This window comes from Blastomonas ursincola, from assembly GCF_013607875.1.
Lineage (GTDB): Bacteria > Pseudomonadota > Alphaproteobacteria > Sphingomonadales > Sphingomonadaceae > Blastomonas > Blastomonas ursincola.
This window is the reverse complement of the sequence record NZ_VDES01000002.1, coordinates 32,872-52,651: the sequence shown is the minus strand read 5'-3', so window position 1 is coordinate 52,651 and position 19,780 is coordinate 32,872. Positions and strand designations below refer to the sequence as shown.

Genomic DNA, 19,780 nt, shown 5'->3' with positions numbered 1-19,780 from the left:
GTCAAAGCTCCAGACGTTGCGAAAGAAGCGAGGAAAAGCGGCGGTCGAGCCCGTGTTGCGCGCGCAGCTCGCGAAACCGGGCGAGCCCGGGATAGCCGAGCGCCAGCATGGGCGCCGAAAGCCTGGCGTCCTTGGTCAGATAGATGCGCCCGCCATGATCGGCGACAATGGCATCTAGCCGGTCGAGCAGCGCAAGATTGGCGGGCGTCGCAGGAAAATCGAGCGCGAGCGTGTAGCCGGGCATCGGAAAGCTCAGCAGGCCGAACGATGCCGGGCCCATGCGCTTGAGCACCGCGAGAAACGAGCCGCTGCCTGCGGTCGCGATCGCCTCGAGCAGGCGGCGAAGGCCGCGTTCGCTCTCGGCCAGCGGCAGCACGCACTGATATTGCACGAAGCCCCGGCGCCCATAGATCCGGTTCCAGTCGGTCAGGGCATCGAGCGGATAGAAATAGGGGTCGAGCGCGACAAGTGCCTCGCCGGGGCGCTGCATCGCGTAATAGAGCTGGTTGAACGCGCGGACGTTGAAGCTGCTCAAGGCGAAGCCTGGCAGATCGACCGGCACCGCACGGGGCTGGCGCGGCGGCCTTGCCAGGGGCTCGGCGCGGCGAGTGGCATCCAGCGCATCGGCGGGTGCATGGTCGGCGAGCAGGATCGCGGATCGGCCAAGGTCGCGGCCGCGCGCCAGGCAGTCGATCCAGGCGACCGAATAGGTCCATGCGTGCGACCGTTCGAACACCGCCATGGCCTCGCCCAGGTCGCGCGCGCGCACCGTCTGCTGCCGCATCCAGGCGCTCTCGATCGGCATGAGGCGGAAAGCGGCGCGCACGATCATCCCGGTCAGCCCCATGCCGCCACAGCTCGCGGCGAACAGATCGGCATTCTCCTGATGCGAGCAGCGCAGCACCCGGCCATCGCCGAGATCGAGATCGAGCCAGAGCAGGTGTTCGCAGAATGAGCCTGTGCCGTGATGGTTCTTGCCGTGCACGTCGCTCGCGATCATGCCGCCGATCGTCACCATGCGCGTGCCCGGCGTCACCGGGACGAACCACCCGCGCGGCACGAAGGCATCGATGATGTCGGACAGCAGGACGCCCGCCTCGCAGACCAGTTCGCCGCTCGCATCATCGAACGCGATCAGCCGGTCGAGCCGCCGCATGTCGATGGTGGCTTCGGGGTTGAGGCTGGCATCGCCATAGGACCGGCCATTGCCGCGCGCGATGCTGCGCCCGAGCGGGGGCAGGGTGGCATGCAGCGCCTCGGCGGTGACTGGCTGCCACACGGCGCAGTCGCGCACCGGATAGCGGCCCCAGCCCGAAAGCGGCTCGACATGCGGCATCATGCCGGCCTCGCCGGTGCGAACACGTAGCGCCGGTCGAGCCGGTACTTGACCAGATAGCCGATCGCGAGACCCGTAATCGCGCCCGCCTCGCGCGCGAGATGCGAATGCCAGATCAGCCAGGCGGCGCTTTCGAACCCCCAGAAGATCAGCGTGGTGATGACCCCCGTTGCGGCATAAAGCCCGAACGTGCCCGCTTCGCTCGCGCGCGCCTTGCTCGCGCCTGCAAAGATCCAGGTCCGGTCGAGCCAGTATTTGACGACCAGGCCGACCAGCGTCCCCAAAGCGAGCGCGGCCAGCAGCCCGCCTGGCCAGAGCGCGAGCACCGCGCGCTGGCTCGCCAGATTGGCGAGTGTCGCGAGCAGCGCGAACCCCGCATAGGACAGGACGAGCATTGATCCGGTCACGCCAGCGCTCCTGCCAGCGCGAGCAGGCCGACGACCAGGCCGCAGCACAGGCTCACCCGGTCGCGCATCGCGAACACGACCGGATCGTCGTGCATTTCGCCGCGATGGGTGAGCAGTGCGATACGGTTGGTCCAGAACAGCAGCACAAGACACACGCCCCAGAGGAATTCGGGATAATGGTAGAGCGTCTGCACCGGTTCGGAATTGGCATAGAGCGCGAGCACCAGCACCGAGACGAGCCCTGACGAGACCATGATATTGCCGACGATGATGCGGTCATCCACCTGGTAGCCGCGGCCTGTGGCCATCGTCCGGCCCGATGCCGCTCCGTCGACCAGCTCGGCATAGCGTTTGACCGCCGCCAGCGAGAAGAAGAAGAAGGTCGCAAAGGCGAGAAGCCAGAGCGAGGAGGGAATGCCGGTCGCCGCGCTGCCTGCCAGGACGCGCAGCGTATAGAGCAGGGCGAGCGCGCATATGTCGATCATCGCAAGCCGCTTGAGCTTGACCGAATAGAGCAGGGTGACACCCGCATAGATCAGCAGCACGGCAAACAGCTCGATCCCGCCCGCCAGCGCGGTTGCCGCGCCTGCCAGAGCGAGCAGCGGCACCATCCAGGTTCCGTGGATCAGCCGGACGCGTCCGGAGGCGAACGGGCGCTGGCACTTGCGCGGGTGGGCGCGGTCCGCCGACAGGTCGAGCAGGTCGTTGAGGATATAGGTCGCCGATGCCACCAGGCTGAACGCGACAAAGGCCAGCACCGCCTGCAATGCGGTCGCCAGATCGAGCGCGTGCGCGGCCAGCATCGGCAGGAAGACGAGGACATTCTTGAGCCATTGGTGCGGGCGCATGGCCTCGAGATAGTCGCGCAGGCCCGCACGATCTGCCGGAAGGTGCGTAGCATCGGCGACGAGTTTCTCGACCCTGGCCTGGAATGCCTTGCTGGAATTGATCGTCACGGCCGCCGCCGCACCTTGCCAGACCGCAAAATCGGCCGGTGCATCGCCGATATAGCTATAGCCTGCAGGGCCGTAGGTCTGCTCGAGAAACTGCGCCTTGCGGGCTCCGGTCAGGTTGATGCCGTCCTTCGATCCATAGGCGGCGTCGAACAGGCCAAGATGGCCGGCCACCGCATCGGCCATCTGCTGAGTGGCGCCGGTGACCAGCGCCGTGCGCCCGCCGCGCGCGCGCCATTGCTCGATCATCTCGAGAACGTGCGGATTATAGGGCAGCCGCGCCGGATCGACCCGGCTGATCTCGCCCAGTTTCTGCTTGAGGGCGACCTTGCCCCGGGCGAGCGTGCGCACCGCCTCGAGCGGCGTGTGCCATCGCACCGACCAGGCGCCCCAGAAATTCTCGAGCAGGCTGTCGGTACGGATCAGCGTGTCGTCGAGATCGACAACCAGCGTCAGCTTCGCAGGATTCCAGTTGGCGATGCTCATCCATACCCCCATGCCCGGTCCAGCAACGGGCAGGCCAGCAGATCGCCGCCATCTAAATGCACGAAAACTTAAATATGGTTAACAAGTTGCTGCCATCTGATGGCGAAGCACGATTGCCAGGCCTCGAAATGGGGGCGACGCTGACTGCACTGCGAGATCAAACAGAGAAAGCGTCGGCAGGGTCGATTGCGCCAAACGTAACGCTGGCGCAGCACGCGGGGACGCAGCGCGCCAGCGAGGTGGCAATTTTTAGGACCGATTACTCGATCCTCCAGAGGCGAATGCCCATTTTGCGCGCCTTGTCTACGAGATTGGCATTGATCCCATTGCCCGGGCAGGCGATGACAGCCTTGGGCAAGGCAGCAAGCATCTCATCGTTTCGCCGAAAGGGCGCAGCCTTCTGGAACCTGGCCCAATCGGGCCGGAAGGCTATATGTGTGACCTTGCGGTTGCGAGCCCAGAGCGTTGCTATATGCTCACCGCCCGTAGGATTGCCGCCGTGCAACAGAACCATGTCGGGGTACTTGGCGAGCACCTTGTCCAGTACGCTCCAGATCCGCTGGTGGTCCTGGTAAGCTGGTCCCGAGGTAAACGCGATGCAGGTGCCGCTCGGAAGCAGCGGTTCGGTTTCCGCGCGGCGCTTGGCAGCAAGATAGTCGCGGCTGTCGATCATCGCGGCGGTGAGCGTGCGGTGGTGCACCAGCGACCCGCTGCGTGGTGTCCAGGCCTTTCGGAAATGGGTCTCGAACTGTTCAGCGGCGGCCTCGCGCAGAAATTCCAGCGTGTTGCGGCGCTCGATCAGCGAAATGCCCTGATTGATGAGCCGTTCAAGTTCGACCGACTTGACCTCGGAGCCGTCCTGTTCGCGCTGACCCCGTTTCTGGGCATCCTCGTTATCATCGAGTTCGCGCTGAATGCGATCCTGGGCGCGGTGGAAGAGATTGGTAAGCTGCCAGCACAGATCCTCCAGATCGGGCTCGAGCCGCGTGTCGATCAGCGTCGAGATGAGGGCATCGAACATGTCGGCCATGGCACCTGTTGCCAGGCGCTCGTCGGGCAGAGGTCTGGGATCGGCTTCGTCGCAAAAGGGTCTGTAGCCGAAAAGGGCAAGTTCATCGAGAAGGTGTGCGGTGGCGGAGGCTTGATGGGGCGGTTCGGGGAAAGATTCGAGTGCCATGGCGCTGGTCCTTGCTGTGCCGGTGCCGGGCACACTGCCCGGCCTTCCTGCGATCCCTCCGACCGGCAGGCGTCGGTGCGCATCCCGAAGACAGGCCAATCGACAGGCCTTGGCATCTGTTCGAGGGACCGCAGCGCAGCGAAGGAGGGCGACGCCCAAGGCTATTTTGCTTCGCGCTGGAAAGGCGTCGAACATGGCTGCCCTTGGCCGCTCATCGTCGCCGCCGGAAAATAGCCTTGGCAGAGCCATTGCGCACTTTGCGCCTGCCGGTCAGACGGATCGCGCCCGGGGAAGGCGGGGCTGCCCGGCAAAGGTCGAGGCGGACCATCATGCTACCTCGCATTTTGGCCTCTGCGCGGACACTGCATCATACGCGCACAAATCGCTGCCGGTCATCAGGATGCAACTGGCCAAGCAGGCGATCTGCAAACCTTTTGAGGCCATCTGCCATGAGATCGTCGTTAAGGTCCTTGCGCCTTGGCTCCAGCGGGACGAGCTCGATCGATTGTGCATCGGATCGCGCACATAACCGGACCCAGGCGGCATCGCCCGCAGCGTCGTACTCGCGTGCAACATAGATTCGCTGCACACCTGGAGGAAACAGCAATGCGGAAAGGTGCGATGCGGAAGTCGCAGCAACAACGGGTAGGGCCGGAAACGCCTCGCGCAGCGACAGCATGGTCTCCAGTCCCTCGCCAATGGCAAGCACGCCTTTGCACTGCCCGATCCGGACTCCGTGCCCGGCGATCATGCCTAGGGACTTGCGGGGCGCTGTGACATCGGCCTTGCCAGTGCCACACGCCTTTAGCCAGGTGCGATGGATGCCGGTGATGATGCCGTCCTTGTCTGTAACCGCGCAGATGATGGCAGGATAATGGAAGCCTATTGTCCGCCGATCGCCTTGCAAAGCACGATAAGGGCAGCGCGGGTGGTAGCGGACCGATGAAAGGTCTTCGATCCGGGTGATGCCGCGTGATCGCAGATACCGCGCCGCAAGCGAGCCGGGCAGGGGCACGCTGGCTGAGAACAGGCGTTTTGCGATTTTCACGCTCGCCTCGTGGTCCGATTTGGCCCGGCAGGGCCTCGAGCCATGGCGGTTCGAGGGCTGCGGCAGACGCAAAAAGCGCTGGGCTTCGGTCTTGGCCTCCTGCAGCGTCGAGTAGCCCATATTGCAGCGAATGAGGTCAAGCAGGTCGCCATGCTCGCCAGTGGCCGCATCGACCCAGTTTCCGGCCTTGCCGCGTCCACCTGCCTCCAAACGGACATACAGGCTGCGCCCGGGTTCGCCATGGATATTGCCGACCTGCCAGTAGCGGCCCTCGCGCCGCCCTGCGGGAAGATAATGCTGGCATACTGAAAGAGCCTTTTGGGCAAGCCGCTGCGCAATGTCGGCAGCGCTGAGTGGTCCCTGTTCCATGAAACGTGCCTTTCATTGGGGGGGCATTAGCGGCCGTGCCGGCCAGAGCGCGAAGGCTCAGCTCCAGGCCAAGGACATCCAGGTCGCGATCACCCGCTGGTGCCGTCCCTGAGACACGTGTGACCCAGAAACGCTCTTTGCCGTGTTATCGAATGCATCAAAGAACTGGCTGGCCAAGGCCTCAGAAGGCAGCAAATGCCTTCTGGAGCATCATTGGCTGCTCTGGAGCAAAGATTGGCCTGGCTGGTGCCGCGGGCGTGCTGCATCGACACCAGAATTCATACTGCCGAGCAAGGGTGCCGACAGTCATGGGCGAGCAGGTTCCCGCTGAACAGCATTCATGATGGGAGAGACGGGCCAGGTGCGGGGCGGCCGGCACCGCCCCGCAAGCTGGTCAGGCGATAGCGATGCCGGATGGCTCGGCGCCCATCTGCGCCTCGGGTTCAGATTGATCATCTTCTTCGGCTGCAGGACATGCCGGAGCAAGGCGCAGCGGCGCAGGCAGCCAACCGGTACCAGCCAGCAGCAGCTCGGCCTCGCGCGCCATGTCGGCCTTCTTCAGATGAGCGATTCTTCCGGCAACATCTTCGCCCTTCGCTTCGCGCACCGCAGCCAGGATATGCGCCTTGGTGACATGGCCCAGATAGTTGTCGACGTGAGGAGCCCAGCCTTCTTGCGCCATGTCGAGAGCGACCTCGCGGGCCAGCAGGTCTGCAGCCGCAATGCGCTGGGCTGCTGCGCTGGGGCCTGCATGAGGGTCCTTGGCCGATTCCTTCAGAGCATTGACGCCGAGGGAAACGCAATGTGCGAGGAGATCGAGCTGGTCCCTGACGCTGAGTGAGGAGAGGAAGGCCCAGAGATCATCCATGTTTTCGGGCAAGCGTTGCTGCCAGCGTTCGTGGCGCTGCTGGATGCGCGAGCACCAGATGGATTCGCGAAGCGCAGGAGCGACATGTCCCAGCCAGACCTGATCGACACGAATCCCGACACAGCCGCTGTGCACGCCCGTGGCGAAAACCGACAGGCACAATGCGTGCAGCATGGCCAGAAACGCCGTTTGCGGTTGCGTCGCGAGCGCATCGCGCAGCGCAACAGTGCGGACAGCGGTCAGTTCACCGACCAGCCTGTCAGGTAGCGCACGGATCGCTGCGTGTTCCTCAGCTTCCGCCAGCGAAGGCGCTGATGCAGCCGGTTGGCCGAGCCCGCAAACGGCTGAACCCGCAGTGTCGCCATCACAGGCCGTGCGATCGGCATCACCATCATCTTCCGCCCGAACATAGCCTTTGTCGATGCGCAAGCTGCCATCCCAGGCAAGCGAGACAAAAACGCCTGCCCTGGCCATGTCGGTAGCCTCATAGACGAGGGGGCGATCGCTCAGGGCCGCGATCTGGCCATCCAGCGTCAGCAGTTGCTGTTCGACATCCGCAGGAAGGTCGATCGCATCGTCATATCCTTCGGCGAGCGCGTCATCCTCGGCCATGAGGGTGGCGAGGTGCAAACGCTCGTCTTCGGTGAGTTCGGGCTTGGCTCCAGCAAGACGCCGCTTCCCGTTCTCGCAGCCGAACGGCAGATCGACAGCAGCTTCGACCCATTTCCAGCCTTCGGACCTCAATTCAGCGGCCTTTTCCTCCAGCTTGACACTGACCAACCTGTCGACGAGCTCCACGTCCTGCAGCCAGCCATCCTCGGCCGCCGAGAACAGGTCGCGCATCACATGGCCTCCTGCCGCGACATAGGCGTCCAAACCGATCAGGCGCGCACGCCGGTCCGAACAGGCGATCGCGTCCTCGGTGAGCAGCCGCCGGATCTGATAGGCAGGCATATGGCTCGCCTGTCCGATCTGCGCCCAGACCTGCTCCTGGCGAAGCTGGTTGGCGGTCACGGAAAAGGCCATCAGCTGCTCGAGCGTCATCCGATCCTCGCCATATGCTTCGAGCAGACTGGGCGAGACCGAGACAAGCCGGAGGCGCTGGCGCACGGTTGTGACAGGAACGAAGAAGCGCGCGGCAATGTCCTCCTCGGAGAGGCCTTGTTCGATCAATGCGCTGAAAGCCCGGAATTGGTCGAGCGGATGCAAGCTGACCCGCATCACGTTCTCCGCCAGCGAATCTTCCTCGGCCATGCCTGATTCGCGGATGACGCAGGGCACGGGCTGGTCCTTGGCCATGCGCCTGGTTTTCACCAGCAGTTCGAGCGCGCGGTAACGGCGCCCACCGGCGGGCACCTCGAACAGACCGGTTGGCTGGCCGGTATCGTCGAGCATCGCCCGGACGTTCAGGCTTTGGAGCAGCGTGCGGCGAAAAATGTCTTCGGCAAGTTCTTCGATCGACAGGCCGGATTTGACGCGGCGAACATTCTTCTGACTGAGCACCAGCTGCGAGAACGGAATATCGCGCGAAGAACTAAGCACCAGCTTGGGAAGCGACTTGGTCATGACGGGTCTCCATGGCGCAGCGCCATGGGAGCCTCTCTCCCCTGGATCCGCAAACGCCACACAGCAAAGCGCCGCCCTCTCGCTCTGGAGAAGACGGCGCCACGCTTGGGGGATGCATGCGAAGGGACGGCTTTCAGTGCACCCGGTCCAGCAGTCGCTTGGCGCGGGTCTCGAGGTCGAGCCGGACATCCTGATGGGTCTTAGTCCGGGCAAGGGCGGTGATGCCCTGTACGAAGTCAAAAATCGATTCGGGTGGTCTGCCCTCTTCCGCGAGCACGGTCTCGATGATCCTGGCGGATTCGCTCCGCGAAAAACCGCGTGCCTTCAGAAACTGGCTGCGATCCTCGTCGCTGCGCGCCACTATCCGCTCGCGTGCCTGGCGAATGCCGTTGATGAACGGCTGTGCCGAGGAATTGGCGAAGTTGAGCAGGGCAGGGGCCGCTTCATGCGCAAAGCGGTTGGCAGCATATTTGCTGTGCCGGATGCTGATCTCCTGAAAATCCTCCACGCCCCACAGGTTTCGGTTCTGACACACGGCGCGCAGGTAGAAGCTGGCAATCCCGAGCGTGCGCGCGCTGACTTCGGAGTTCCAGCAATAAAAGCCGCGAAAGAACAGGTCGGGCGAGCCATCGGGCAAGCGACCGGCCTCGATCGGATTGAGATCATCGACCAGGAAGAGGAAGACATCGCGGTCCGAAGCATACAGCGTTGTCGTGTCGCGGCTGATATCGACATGCGGGTTGTAGATCCCGGTCGACCAGTCGAGCACGCCGGGCACCTTCCAGCGGGTATCGCCTGTACCGTTGCCAGCGATGCGCTGCACCGCCTCGACCAGTTCGTGATCGAAGATGCGCCCATAGTCGGGGCCGGTAACGGCACGAAGCTGCGTCCGGCCGTCGGTGTCATCTACGGTCTCGAGAGTCTTGATATGCTCGCTGCGACTGGAGCTCAGGCCATATTGCAGATTGATGGCAGCAAGCGGCGCGGGAAGCTGGCGTAGATAGGCGGCAGGGGCTGTGGCTTGGGCTGCGAGCTGCCCGAAACTCCAGTGTGTCGGCGCAACGGGGGCATCGCTGCCGGGAAACATCAGGAGCAGGCGCTCGGGATCGTTGCGACTGGCTTCGACCTGGATGGACGCTGTCTCCACGACGCGTGTCCGACTGCGGTCGGAACGCTGCCGAACCGAGCGTGCGAGCTCGTCCAGCGACAGGAAACGCTGATCGTCCGGCCGGGAGAACCATTCGGACGAAACGCGTGCCACCCGCTCCCCGCGCGACACATCCACCTTGTAGCCTGCAGCCGTAGCATCAGCTGACCCAAAAGCCTGCATGTTCATGAGCATTCTCCATGACGGAGCACCAGGAGCCTCTCTCCCAATTCTCACTCCGTCACGGCAAAGCCGCCAAGCTCTTCCTCTCCCCGAATGCGCTTACATGCCCACAAAGCGACCTTCGCTTGAACCAAACCATCAAGGCTGCACCCTGAACAAGGGGCTCAATGCAACAAGCGTCAAGACAGACGGAAAGACGGGACATGTCGGCTTTCAACGTCTGACGATCACAGCAAGATACCCCGGTTCAGTGTGCGTGCGGGGCCCAGAAACAAAAGAAGTCGTGCCCTCAGGAGCAGGACGAAAAGCCTGCGGAAAAGAGCACGGCACCAGCCCCGCACCGCTCGGGCAAACAAGCGCATTCGGCTTATCGCTCTGTGAGCCCTCGTTGGAAACGCAGATGATGCCGCCGTAGTATCAACTTCAACAATTCCGGTCGCCTACGAAGGCGTGATTACTGGGTGATTGCCGAATGATTTTGACTTGGCGCCTGGATTCAAAAATATAAGGAAAATTATGGACTTGATTGATTGTAATGGAAAAATCTGGTACTTTAGATGCTTTTGGTAATTGAAGTCCCCTCAAATGGGGCTGAAATTGACTTCGTTCTTCGCGCTCGGCTTGGGCCTATGCCTGAGTGAATGTGACCGGAAGATAATCGGGGCATGGAGGGTGAGGGTTCCAAATTTAGAACTTTGTTAATCATGTGGGGGCTAGTCTGTGAATGGCAGCAGCGCATCAAGGGTGAGAGGTCAGCATAATGGCGATCCTAAATCGGCAACCTGACACAAGCGCTCGCGCTTCCCGGCGAGCCAGTGATCGGCACCGGTTGAGTCTTGGCTTGAGCGGCGAGAGTGGTGACGGTGACTGGCTTGACATTCTTGTCGATGATTTGTCCGCGGGGGGCTTTTCCGTACAGCTCCGCCGGCAGTTGAATGTCGGCGATCTGATTACCGTCAATCTTCCTGATGCCACGCAGATCAATGCAAGGATTGTCTGGCAGAAGGGTAGCCGATCCGGATGCAAATTTGAACGCAACCTATCGCGCGCTGAGCTCGCGGTTGCCAGGCTCAAGGCAGAGCCAAGGGTGGACGGCGGCAAGGCAGGATATCACCCCGAGGACGAAGATCAGCAGCGCTACCCTCGCAGAATTCGTGCATTGATCTGGATTGCAGGCGCAACCATCCCATGGGTTGTTGCCTATTTATTGTTCGCTAATCGCCCTTGAGGGAGCCAAGGCGGTATCGCCAGCTGGAGTGCTCGCGCGCATGCGGACATAGTCGATTTGGCATGATTGCATACCCTGCGCTCGCGGCAAGTCTGCCACAGTGGGTGCTGTCGCTGCTTCTGCAAAATCTAGGTTTCCCCAAACGTTTTAGCGTTCCCGGCTCACTATGGGGCAATGCTAGCATGGAAGTCGATTACTACTGACGGACCATGACTGCCAAAAGGTTCATATGATTCCAGCGTAATCATTGAGCTCGAGGCAAATTCGTCATCCTCCTCCGATGCAAGTCGTCGAATCGTTTTCAGCACCTGCGCATAAAACGAAATTTTTGCTTCTATTAATTGCTCTAAATATGAAATATATTCAAACGCAAAAATTTAAGAAGAGAATAAGTTCTTCAAATTAGCGACTTGGTTAAAAAAGCTTCTTCCTCTAAGTATCAGGCTGGTAATCAAAAAAGTTGCTACGCCAAATGGAATGGCAACAGACAAATCAAAAATCGGCGTCGTTTTTAGCATGGCACTTGCCTGTAACACGGTGATACATATAAACATAAGGGCGCTACTGAGAGCGGTGATAGTCAAATCTAGGGCTGTTGGTAAGATCGCGGCGGCAGATCGACGTGACACGAGCCGAACTCCAACCAAAAATTGACAAAAATAAGCGACCGAAATGAAGTATGACAAATAAATGACATCAAATAGCGATCCGAGGGCCACGGCAGCAAGAACGCCGATCAGCAATATCATGCTGAGGATTAGCCGATCTTTATAAGCGCCTAGAGAAGTTAGTGCGGCCTGGTTCACTGTGCCAAGAGCAAGGAATGCGCCCGCGCCACAAAGTCCTCTCAAAATCGATCCTGTCCCGCTCCACTGTGGTCCCAAGATTACCTCAGTGAAATCGTCAGAAATTGCAGCCAGGCCGGTCATGGCGGGAACAACTATGAAAGCTAACCCACGCAGATGAGAGCAATAGATCTCCTTTGCGTCGGGCTTGGTCTCATGGACAGCTGCTGCCTTGCCCATGATCGACATCGAAAGGGGGCCGCCCAAAACCATCTCTGGCAGCCTGGCGAATTGGAATGCCATGGTGTAGGCACCTGCCGGGCGTGGGCCAAGCAATATGCCCGTCAGCATGTTGTCAACCGTCCGTGCCGCCGTTTCAAACAGGTTGGAGCCTGTAACGCGCGCTCCTTCGGATATCAATAAAGATGCCAGTCTTGTATTGATGCTGAGTCGTGGCCAAAATCCCGAAAATGAGATATAAATTGCCGCTCTCATAAAAAGAATGACCAGCTGCTGGATTACCAGACTCCAGAAGCCAAAATTATTTACCGCGAAATATAAAGCAGCAACCAGTCCAAGTGTAATGCCAAGGCCATCGCCCAGCGCGATAATGCCAAGTCGCCTGTTTCGTGTTAATCGTGCAATGGGAATCGACATGAAGCAGCTTAAGGGTAGCATCATCCCGAGAGCAATTAATGCTCTACCAGTATCTGGATGAACAAATGCGCCAAGAAAATATGAGGTAATTGCAAGAGCAGTCAGTGTGATAGATGTGACGGCCGCGGCAATCCAGAACCCGGTATTTTCATATATTCGATCACTATATCGGATTATTATTGAGCTGAGCCCAAAATCGCAGATAGATGCCAGTGTATTTGCAATGGGCATCGCAATAGCCATAACACCATAGGGATAGGGGCCCAGAATTCTCGCTAGCAATGGGATGGCGGCCAGCTGGACCGCAACGCGAAGCAAGCTTGTCATGGAGAGCATTGCTGCGCCCAGATTTGCTTTCGGTCTTTCGGCATTTGGTGGCACGTTCTCTCCACGACGTAATTTTGCGCGAGCATTGGGCAGCGGTATCAAAGGCGACAGTCACGTTGGCCGACCTATCGGCTGGACCACATGATTGGATACTGCGCGCATCTCAGGTCATTTGGGGATGACTCCCGATTCTTTTTCAGGCAGCAAGGCATCCATGGCTGGCGCAAAACTTCTTTATGGAATTTTGGGGGTATTGGCGCTTGTCGCTTGCCAAGATGATCGCGACGGCCGGACTGAACTTGCAGATGGCAGCTTTCTAAGCAAGTCTAGATTTCGCAATGGACCCCTTGTGCAAGGGGTCAGATGCTGGCCCAGCGGAAATGAATTTGATTGCGTGCGTTTGACTCGCTTTGAGCCGCCAACAATCTTGGTCACCCGATATCGCGTTGCGACTCTCGCATCGAGCGGTCGAGAGCGCGTCCAGTTTGGATGTCTGTTTGACCCCGCGCCAGGGGAATGGTTCGCACAGATTATATCTAGAGCCGCAATCCAATCAGAGAGTGATGCCGAGTTTATAAACAGAGTAAGGAGAACTGGGCCGAAGCTGGATTGGACCAAGCCCGAGGTTACCAGGCGCCTCCGTGAGCTAGGTGTGCATGTGGATCACTATTTGGATTGTCGTAAGATCTACAAGTCAATGCTGCTTGAGGGTGCTGATAATATACTAGAGTCCAAGAGCTTGCGTGTCTGAGCCTAATTTTGGCGACGTGAATGCGGCGAAGATCGCCGAGGGGCGGCATGTCTGTTTTTGGGTGTCTGATTTCGTAAAGGGGGATGCCCATGAGGCCGAACACATGCGCCAGCTGAACCTGGTTCGGGGGCATATGCCACAAATTGGCATACAGCGCTGATATCCGGCTGATGGAGGCGCTTGCAGGTGGCCCGAAGCTGATCGAGCGCATTTGCGCCGAGGTGAGTCACTGCGCCTGCGCCGTCATCTGCTGCAACGGGCTTGTTGGGGCTTTCTGGCCTCTCTTCGGCATTCACGATGGCAGGCAAGGCGTGTGAACCTCCCCATGCGCGCTGTCAGTCCTTGCGCCGCGAATAGGCTTGGCCGGCCATCGCATCGGCTTGGCAAGAAGCGTCAGGCATCCGACCAGGCCATCATCAATGCAGGACCTATGTCGATCATCCGATACGTCGCAAGCGATCTGCGACGAGGGTCTTGGATGCATCCCGCAGCGTTGGTCGCCCGGCCCCCAGGCATGACTACGTCTGTGCCGGAAATTGTTGGTCGGGGGTCCTTGTTGGTCGGCACAGTTCTGAAAAATCAATTCCGATGCGGATGCCCGTCTGCATCAGCAGGATGTTGAGGCTAGACATGCTTTCAATAAATGAAATTGTCAGAATATAACGATGAGGTGATCGATGATATGGTTGATCATAACATTTTTGCTGACCTAATATCATATATAGTGATGGCGTATAGTAATCGAGAATCTCGAATATTTTGTTATCATGTAAAAGCTAGGGACATAAAAATATAGTAAAAAGATCCTATTTGATATCCATCGGACAGAAGTCATTTATATTTCGCAGTTTTAAGCAATTTTGTTTTTAATGTCTCAAGCTTAATTTGTGCTAAAATCAGGTTCTGTGACGAGAGATTTATATCGGCCTCTATTTATGTATTGCTTCTGGTGTTTTTGTACTAAAATAATGTATTAATCTTGCGTGTTGGTCCTGTTTCACATTGACACATGGCTGCAATGGGCACGTGCTGACCGCGGAATCCGAGTTCAAAACGCTGTAAAGATTTGATAAGGCTGTTTTGTGCAACGCAGCATGATCGGAGCTTTTCAATGTCGGAGATCGCCGCGAGTCGGGTCTACGTTGTGTCGGAGGTGAGGCCGCGATCCAGGCTCGTTGCAGCCGATCCTCCTGAGGTGCGCACCCTGGATGCCATCGGTGCTGTACTCTTGCTCATCCTGTTTGGCCCTTTGATGGTGCTGGTGGCAATCGGAGTGTTCGTCAGTGATCCAGGGCCGGTTGTATTTAGGCAGAAGCGCATAGGGCGCGGTGGGCACCAGTTCGACTGCCTCAAATTTCGTACCATGACAGTGGATGCCGAACACCGGCTTGCCCATCTTCTTGCAAACGATCCTATCGCTCGAGCGGAGTGGGATCGAGATCAGAAGTTGAGAAAAGATCCGAGAATTGTCGGCATCGGGCATTTTCTCCGCAAGAGCAGCCTTGATGAATTGCCACAGCTCTTCAATGTTCTTCGTGGTGAAATGAGCCTTGTAGGCCCGCGTCCGATTGTGGCTGAGGAAATCGGCCGATATGGCCGTTACTTCTCACATTATTGCGCGGTCCGTCCGGGGATTACGGGCCTTTGGCAGATCAGCGGGCGTAATGATGTCGATTACCGACGCAGAGTGGCGTTTGACGTCATCTATGCCCGCAAGGGCACTGCTATGGCCAATGTAAAAATTCTGCTGCTGACGGTTCCCAGCGTTGTGGCTAGTCGAGGTTCATATTAATCTAGAGAGATGCGGGAGCGCGGTGTCCCGGCGGCCAAGTTTTTTGCAGTCGATCCTTGCTACTAGCTCTGCAGTTCGACGCAACTCAAAGGTGAGGATTAGGCGAGGATGGCAAATTTCAGTGCGCAGGCGTTGCGACTGAACAAATTTCAGCAGCGAACGCTCATTGTGTTCGGGGTGGTAGCGGTGCTGTCGTCGCTCCCGGACAGCGAGCGTCGAGGATTGCTGGTTTGGAATTCACCTGAAGCGTTGATCGCTGACGTCGGCACCGATGCGCCTGCCGGTCTGGGAACGGGGCTGGCCATTTTGGGTGCAACAGGGCGTCCTGGCCGTACTGGCATACCGAGGGGGGGCTTTGCGACAATAGGGCCGAGCCCAGTGGGCGATCCTTCTACCGGAGGTGCCCCGGGTGGCGCTTTGACGCTGCCTCAAGCATCGCCACTTGCTGGGCCGGTACCCTCTGCGGCCAGCAACGGGTCGCAAGCCAGTTCGGCAACGGGCGGCCTGCCCGCCGGGCCAGGTGTCGGATTTTCGCCCGCCGTTGTTGGTGCAACGACTTTGCTGGCCGCTGCGCCTGTGACGCCTCAAGTCCCCGCCATTCCCGAGCCTTCAAGCTGGATTTTGATGATATTGGGCACAGGTCTTCTTGGCGCTGCGCTCAGGCATTCACGTGCAATTGGACGTGTTGAAGCAAGAAAGGGTTGTGCTGCCTAGCTGGCTGGCACATCAAAGCGCAAGTGCAATGGGCCAGCATGCCGCAACATGTCGATCCCCAGAAGGCTGTGCTCAAGATCCTTGACGACGAATAGATCGACATTGCGCTTCCGGGCCTGGCCGATCACAAGCTCGTCCACCGATGTCTGTATCGCCTCGACGCGACCTGCCAAGCCTGCAATCGGGATGTAATGTCCCTGATCGGCCAAGCCTGCACGCTGTGCATCCCTGGCATTGAGAATGGTTACAGTTGACCCTGTGTCGACCATGAATCGGATGGGTGTGCCATTGACCTGCCCATTCACAAACATGCGGCCGTCTTCCCCAGCTTCTGCCGGAGTTTGTGCCAGGTTTCCGAGTATTCTTGGGGGAGGCGGTTCCGAGGGGCTGCCGTAGACGTGCCAGTCTACTCCTAAGGCTCCCAGCCCCAGACCCAGTGACGCCGCCACGCAGACTATCTCGGTGAATGTACCCATACCGCTTCACCATCGGGCACATCGATTGAATATGGGTTAATCTGGCGATGAAATATGTTCCTCAGGTTGCTGATTCAATGCTTTCAGCTGTCGGCGACCGAGCAGCCAGAATACAGAAGAGAATATGCCCAGCGCGGCCAACTGCCCGGCTGCGCTGAACCAAGGCCACCTGACGTCCCATTTGGACCGGAACAGTAAATAAGTTGGCTCGGTGAAGCTGTATCCGGCATTCTCGTATAATCGCTTCAATCCGCCAGGAAGCGCCCGTGGTCGGAGATAGCCCGACACTGTCTGTCGCGCGCTGGCACGAGCTCGCTGAGGGCGCACCTGCACGAGATAACGGATGGATTTAGAATCCTTGGAAACTGCAGGGGCTAGCCAAAGGTCTCTTCCGAGAAACAGAAACCGATCCTGATAATATCCGAGCCGGTCATAGCGGACCGTTGCAGTCAACGAAGCCAAGCCTGACATGTCTGCTGGTGGCTCCGCCGTAACCGACAGGCGATAGGGTTTTTCATTGATTCCTACCGAGGTCATGCCGATCGCAAAAAGCAGGGTGGCGCCAAGCAGAGTGAAGGCGATTACGAATATATGAAAGTTCTGCCCGACCCTTGCCCTGCGGATCGCCTCGGTACGGGTGATGACGGGACTTCTGCCGATCTGGCGCAGTCGCAACAACAGTACGATGGCCAATGGCAAGGCCAGCAAGCCCGTCAGAAGGGCAATGGTTGCGACAGGGAAGAAGCGATCGAAAGTGCGGAACTGCCATTCGGCAAGCACGGCCATCACGCCCGTATAGGCATAGGTTTGATATGCCATGATAGAGACAAGGAAAATGGCCCAGGCAAGCGTGATGGAACCGATTGTAACGGTGCGCAGCTTTCTGGGGCGGTCTCCCGCAGGTGACATGGCTTCTGTCGCCATATTTTCCTCTCCTTTTTCGCTGGCTACTGCCCTGCGGGGCCCCAGCCTGTGCGATAGCGCACAAGGCTCTGGCGCCGGCGCTGCCTTTCGAGCGCAGCTAGCGAATTTCGAACCTGCCGCTGGACGATCTCGTCTTCAGCCAGTTTTCGGGCGTCCACGGGATCAATTGGATCCTTGACGCGACCTACCACCGTCCAACTGCGGCCCTTGATGACAATTTCCTTACCGACTTCGGTTTTTGCTAACAGACTGTTGTCAGGGGACAATGTGAACGAGTCAAGCTCTGAGCGCATGGTACCATCGTCCAGCACCAGCCGATAGCGATCTGCAAAGCGCCACGGTTGGCGCCGAATATAGGCGGACACCTTTGCTGGATCAGGTTTTCCTAACTTCTTGGCGAGTTTGCGTTGCAAAGCCTCTATCAACAGTAGCTCTTCAGCCCGGCGCATTGCAAAATGGAATGTGGCGTCCTTCTCGAGGTCCTGGTGCCTCGCTTCCTGGGCAAGAAGGCGTCGCTGAACCAAGCTTTCGAGGGTCAGGTTGAGCTTGGCAGGGTCGGTGCGCCATGCCGGATCTGCCGCGTAATCGCCGAGGTTCTCATTGACATCTCGGTAGGTTATCTCCGATCCATCCACCGTTGCCAGAGCTTGCTCATTCATACCGGATGGATTACACGCTGTCATGGCCAAAAAAAGCAATGCTATTGCTCCTTCCAGACATCGCCTTGAACAAGATATCATGCTAATAGGTTCTCACTATTATGGTAACGTTGTGGGACTGGCTAACAGTTTCTATTTTTATAGGCTTGGCGATTACGTACCTTAACCGGTCGATAGGCGAAGTGGTGCCCGGTGACAGGATTGCTCATTATATTGCTCCTGCAGCTTTGCTGGCACTCGCCAACTGGTTGGGCAATGATGGTCGCGATTATCTGGCAACCGTAGCAGTGATTTGTGCGACGGGAATATTTCTTTATTTGATCAAGCCCTTCAGGGTGGGCTGAATCGTCCCCCGAACAAAAGCATCCTGCCGGTGGGGGGCATAGCGTTATCGAGCGCGGAGACAAATTCCCTCATTGCCGCCAATGCATCGGCGGGATCTGCATTCCGGATCGCAATACGCACGAGGATGCCATCGGTTAGCTGCAGTCGCAGAGCGGCTCGAGCAATGGCCAACCGCTGCTCACTTATGTTGCGCGGAAACCTGTCTCCAATCCGCGACCAATAGAGGACTGCTTCGGTTGTCAGGTCTCGCTCTGCCATCAGGAAGGATGCCGATATTCCATCGAGGGTGATGTCCTGCCTTGACTTCAGGGCAAACCCCGATGCGGGGTAGCAGCTTTCTGGCCGGTGAAGCTGAAGTCGGTAGCTTTGCACTGCACCATAGGCGATCACGAGGGTGAGAGGCGGGCGCTGCTGCATCCGGTAACCACGCACAAGAAACCTGTCATACAGGGATTGCGAAAGTGCATCGGCGGGCGGCAGGATGACATCGTGAACGCCTATTTGCTGCCACGGGCCGACCATTTTGGGAATCAGTCGAGCCAGATCGGGCGGGCGACGAACCGGCTTGGCGGAATGATGTCGCAGATAGAATCCGCCAAGGCCGCCCAGTCCCAGCAAAGCGCCAAGCGTGAAATCTCGGCGGTTCATCCTTCTCTCGCAATCCAGGGCCGCGCGTAAAGTCCGAGCTGATCCAGCAATCTGTCACATGACCAGAGCAGCATCATTGCCGCCATGAAACTGACAATGCCTGAAAGCGGATGAAGATATGACGAAAGTACATCCAGTCCGGTCCATGTCACCAGGAGCATCAGAAACACCACACGCAAAATGTTGGCCGCCAGGGCAATGGGTATGCTCAGGCAGCAGATGATGGCCATTCTGTGCCAGCCATGATTGCGAGACCAATAGGCGTAGAGAAGTCCGATCGCGGTCAGGCTGAGTGTGGAGTTGAGGCCTGAACAGGCTGCGTCGACCGCCAGTTCATAACCGCCAATGATGATTGTGTCGCGATCGAGCGCTACATCCATCCCGGCGAGCCATGCCACGTCGGTTGCCCAGTCCGCTATTGCTTCCCGCAGCCGCAACGTCATCGGTAGCGATAGCGAATAGGGCAACGGGATGATCAACCCGATGAACAAGAGCGCAAACGCCGCTTCCCTGGTCCGCGCCAATCCCTGGCTGGCGGTGAAAACGACACATAATCCAGCCCAGGCTGTAAGCCCTAGTAGAGCGCTCATATCCAGGATGGCGCCAGCAAGATGAAGTGGAAGCAACAGCATTATGGCCAGGATCGCCAGGCCTGCCGGAACTTGGCTTCGCGATGTCTGGCTGGTGCGCAGGGTTTGCCACAATGTCCATAGGCCGAGGGCCATGACGACGGGCGAAAGCGATCCCGTTTCGGTCTGCCAGCTTTGCCCCGCAAGCGCCAATATCGCCGGCAGGCACCAGATTATCAGGCCGGCGATCAGATACAGGTCCTTCACCATACTTGCTCTGCGACCGAGCAGGTCATGCCGGCAGTTATCAGTCTGGGATTGGGCTGCATCCGTCACGGGCACCGTGATTTCAATCCTCGATCTGT

General features: G+C 58.7%; 17 protein-coding genes. 4 read left to right on the top strand and 13 right to left on the bottom strand.

What is annotated here, in order from left to right; translation table 11 throughout:
• Position 1: 1 nt before the first annotated feature.
• The 7 genes from FG486_RS06255 to FG486_RS06225 form a co-directional block, all read right to left on the bottom strand.
• Positions 2 to 1,339, bottom strand: a complete 1,338-nt coding sequence (locus tag FG486_RS06255) for an FAD-binding oxidoreductase (RefSeq protein WP_241695641.1) — start codon at positions 1,337 to 1,339, stop codon at positions 2 to 4.
• Positions 1,336 to 1,743 (bottom strand): GtrA family protein, encoded by a 408-nt coding sequence (locus FG486_RS06250; RefSeq protein WP_181266938.1) that lies wholly within the window; start codon positions 1,741 to 1,743, stop codon positions 1,336 to 1,338. Before FG486_RS06250 ends, FG486_RS06255 begins: the two co-directional genes overlap by 4 nt.
• Positions 1,740 to 3,182 carry a UbiA family prenyltransferase gene (locus FG486_RS06245; RefSeq protein WP_181266937.1) on the bottom strand — a complete coding sequence of 481 codons (1,443 nt, stop codon included), beginning with the start codon at positions 3,180 to 3,182 and terminating at the stop codon, positions 1,740 to 1,742. Before FG486_RS06245 ends, FG486_RS06250 begins: the two co-directional genes overlap by 4 nt.
• A 259-nt stretch (positions 3,183 to 3,441) precedes the next feature.
• Positions 3,442 to 4,359, bottom strand: coding sequence for a DUF2493 domain-containing protein (locus tag FG486_RS06240; protein ID WP_181267913.1), 918 nt, complete (start codon positions 4,357 to 4,359; stop codon positions 3,442 to 3,444).
• Between the two features lie 367 nt (positions 4,360 to 4,726).
• Positions 4,727 to 5,776: a DUF7146 domain-containing protein gene (locus tag FG486_RS06235; RefSeq protein ID WP_181266936.1), complete on the bottom strand. Its 1,050-nt coding sequence runs from the start codon at positions 5,774 to 5,776 to the stop codon at positions 4,727 to 4,729.
• A gap of 394 nt (positions 5,777 to 6,170) precedes the next feature.
• Complete coding sequence (locus FG486_RS06230; RefSeq protein ID WP_241695640.1) at positions 6,171 to 8,399, bottom strand: ParB/RepB/Spo0J family partition protein; 2,229 nt, start codon at positions 8,397 to 8,399, stop codon at positions 6,171 to 6,173.
• Positions 8,344 to 9,546 (bottom strand): DUF932 domain-containing protein, encoded by a 1,203-nt coding sequence (locus FG486_RS06225; protein ID WP_181266934.1) that lies wholly within the window; start codon positions 9,544 to 9,546, stop codon positions 8,344 to 8,346. The genes FG486_RS06230 and FG486_RS06225 overlap by 56 nt, the downstream gene beginning before the upstream one ends.
• Before the next feature lie 754 nt (positions 9,547 to 10,300).
• Between FG486_RS06225 and FG486_RS06220 the strand changes: the two genes are divergently transcribed.
• Positions 10,301 to 10,768: a PilZ domain-containing protein gene (locus FG486_RS06220; RefSeq protein ID WP_277816970.1), complete on the top strand. Its 468-nt coding sequence runs from the start codon at positions 10,301 to 10,303 to the stop codon at positions 10,766 to 10,768.
• Between the two features lie 377 nt (positions 10,769 to 11,145).
• On the opposite strand, the gene FG486_RS06215 is transcribed toward FG486_RS06220, so the two are convergent.
• Positions 11,146 to 12,546, bottom strand: coding sequence for an oligosaccharide flippase family protein (locus FG486_RS06215; RefSeq protein ID WP_277816987.1), 1,401 nt, complete (start codon positions 12,544 to 12,546; stop codon positions 11,146 to 11,148).
• Positions 12,547 to 14,399: 1,853 nt separating this feature from the next.
• Between FG486_RS06215 and FG486_RS06210 the strand changes: the two genes are divergently transcribed.
• Complete coding sequence (locus FG486_RS06210) at positions 14,400 to 15,080, top strand: sugar transferase (RefSeq protein ID WP_181266931.1); 681 nt, start codon at positions 14,400 to 14,402, stop codon at positions 15,078 to 15,080.
• Between the two features lie 108 nt (positions 15,081 to 15,188).
• Positions 15,189 to 15,794, top strand: coding sequence for a PEP-CTERM sorting domain-containing protein (locus tag FG486_RS18395; protein WP_181266930.1), 606 nt, complete (start codon positions 15,189 to 15,191; stop codon positions 15,792 to 15,794).
• Here FG486_RS18395 and FG486_RS06200 read toward each other — a convergent pair.
• Genes FG486_RS06200 through FG486_RS06190 form a run of 3 tightly spaced genes read right to left on the bottom strand, consistent with a single transcriptional unit; the run spans position 15,791 to position 17,892 of the window.
• The gene (locus FG486_RS06200) at positions 15,791 to 16,270 is read right to left on the bottom strand and encodes a retropepsin-like aspartic protease family protein (protein WP_181266929.1); all 480 of its coding nucleotides are present in this window, start codon (positions 16,268 to 16,270) and stop codon (positions 15,791 to 15,793) included. The two genes, FG486_RS18395 and FG486_RS06200, sit on opposite strands and share 4 nt — an antisense overlap.
• A gap of 36 nt (positions 16,271 to 16,306) precedes the next feature.
• On the bottom strand, positions 16,307 to 17,194 hold the full coding sequence (locus FG486_RS06195; RefSeq protein ID WP_181266928.1) for a hypothetical protein: 888 nt from the start codon (positions 17,192 to 17,194) through the stop codon (positions 16,307 to 16,309).
• A gap of 23 nt (positions 17,195 to 17,217) precedes the next feature.
• Entirely contained in the window at positions 17,218 to 17,892 is a 675-nt protein-coding gene (locus FG486_RS06190) for a hypothetical protein (protein ID WP_181266927.1), read from the bottom strand.
• 62 nt (positions 17,893 to 17,954) lie between these two features.
• Between FG486_RS06190 and FG486_RS18390 the strand changes: the two genes are divergently transcribed.
• The gene (locus FG486_RS18390) at positions 17,955 to 18,197 is read left to right on the top strand and encodes an XrtV sorting system accessory protein (protein ID WP_343872111.1); all 243 of its coding nucleotides are present in this window, start codon (positions 17,955 to 17,957) and stop codon (positions 18,195 to 18,197) included.
• Here FG486_RS18390 and FG486_RS06185 read toward each other — a convergent pair.
• Complete coding sequence (locus tag FG486_RS06185) at positions 18,184 to 18,846, bottom strand: exosortase C-terminal domain/associated protein EpsI (protein ID WP_181266926.1); 663 nt, start codon at positions 18,844 to 18,846, stop codon at positions 18,184 to 18,186. The genes FG486_RS18390 and FG486_RS06185 overlap by 14 nt on opposite strands.
• Positions 18,843 to 19,685 (bottom strand): exosortase/archaeosortase family protein, encoded by an 843-nt coding sequence (locus tag FG486_RS06180; RefSeq protein WP_181266925.1) that lies wholly within the window; start codon positions 19,683 to 19,685, stop codon positions 18,843 to 18,845. The genes FG486_RS06185 and FG486_RS06180 overlap by 4 nt, the downstream gene beginning before the upstream one ends.
• Positions 19,686 to 19,780: the final 95 nt, after the last annotated feature.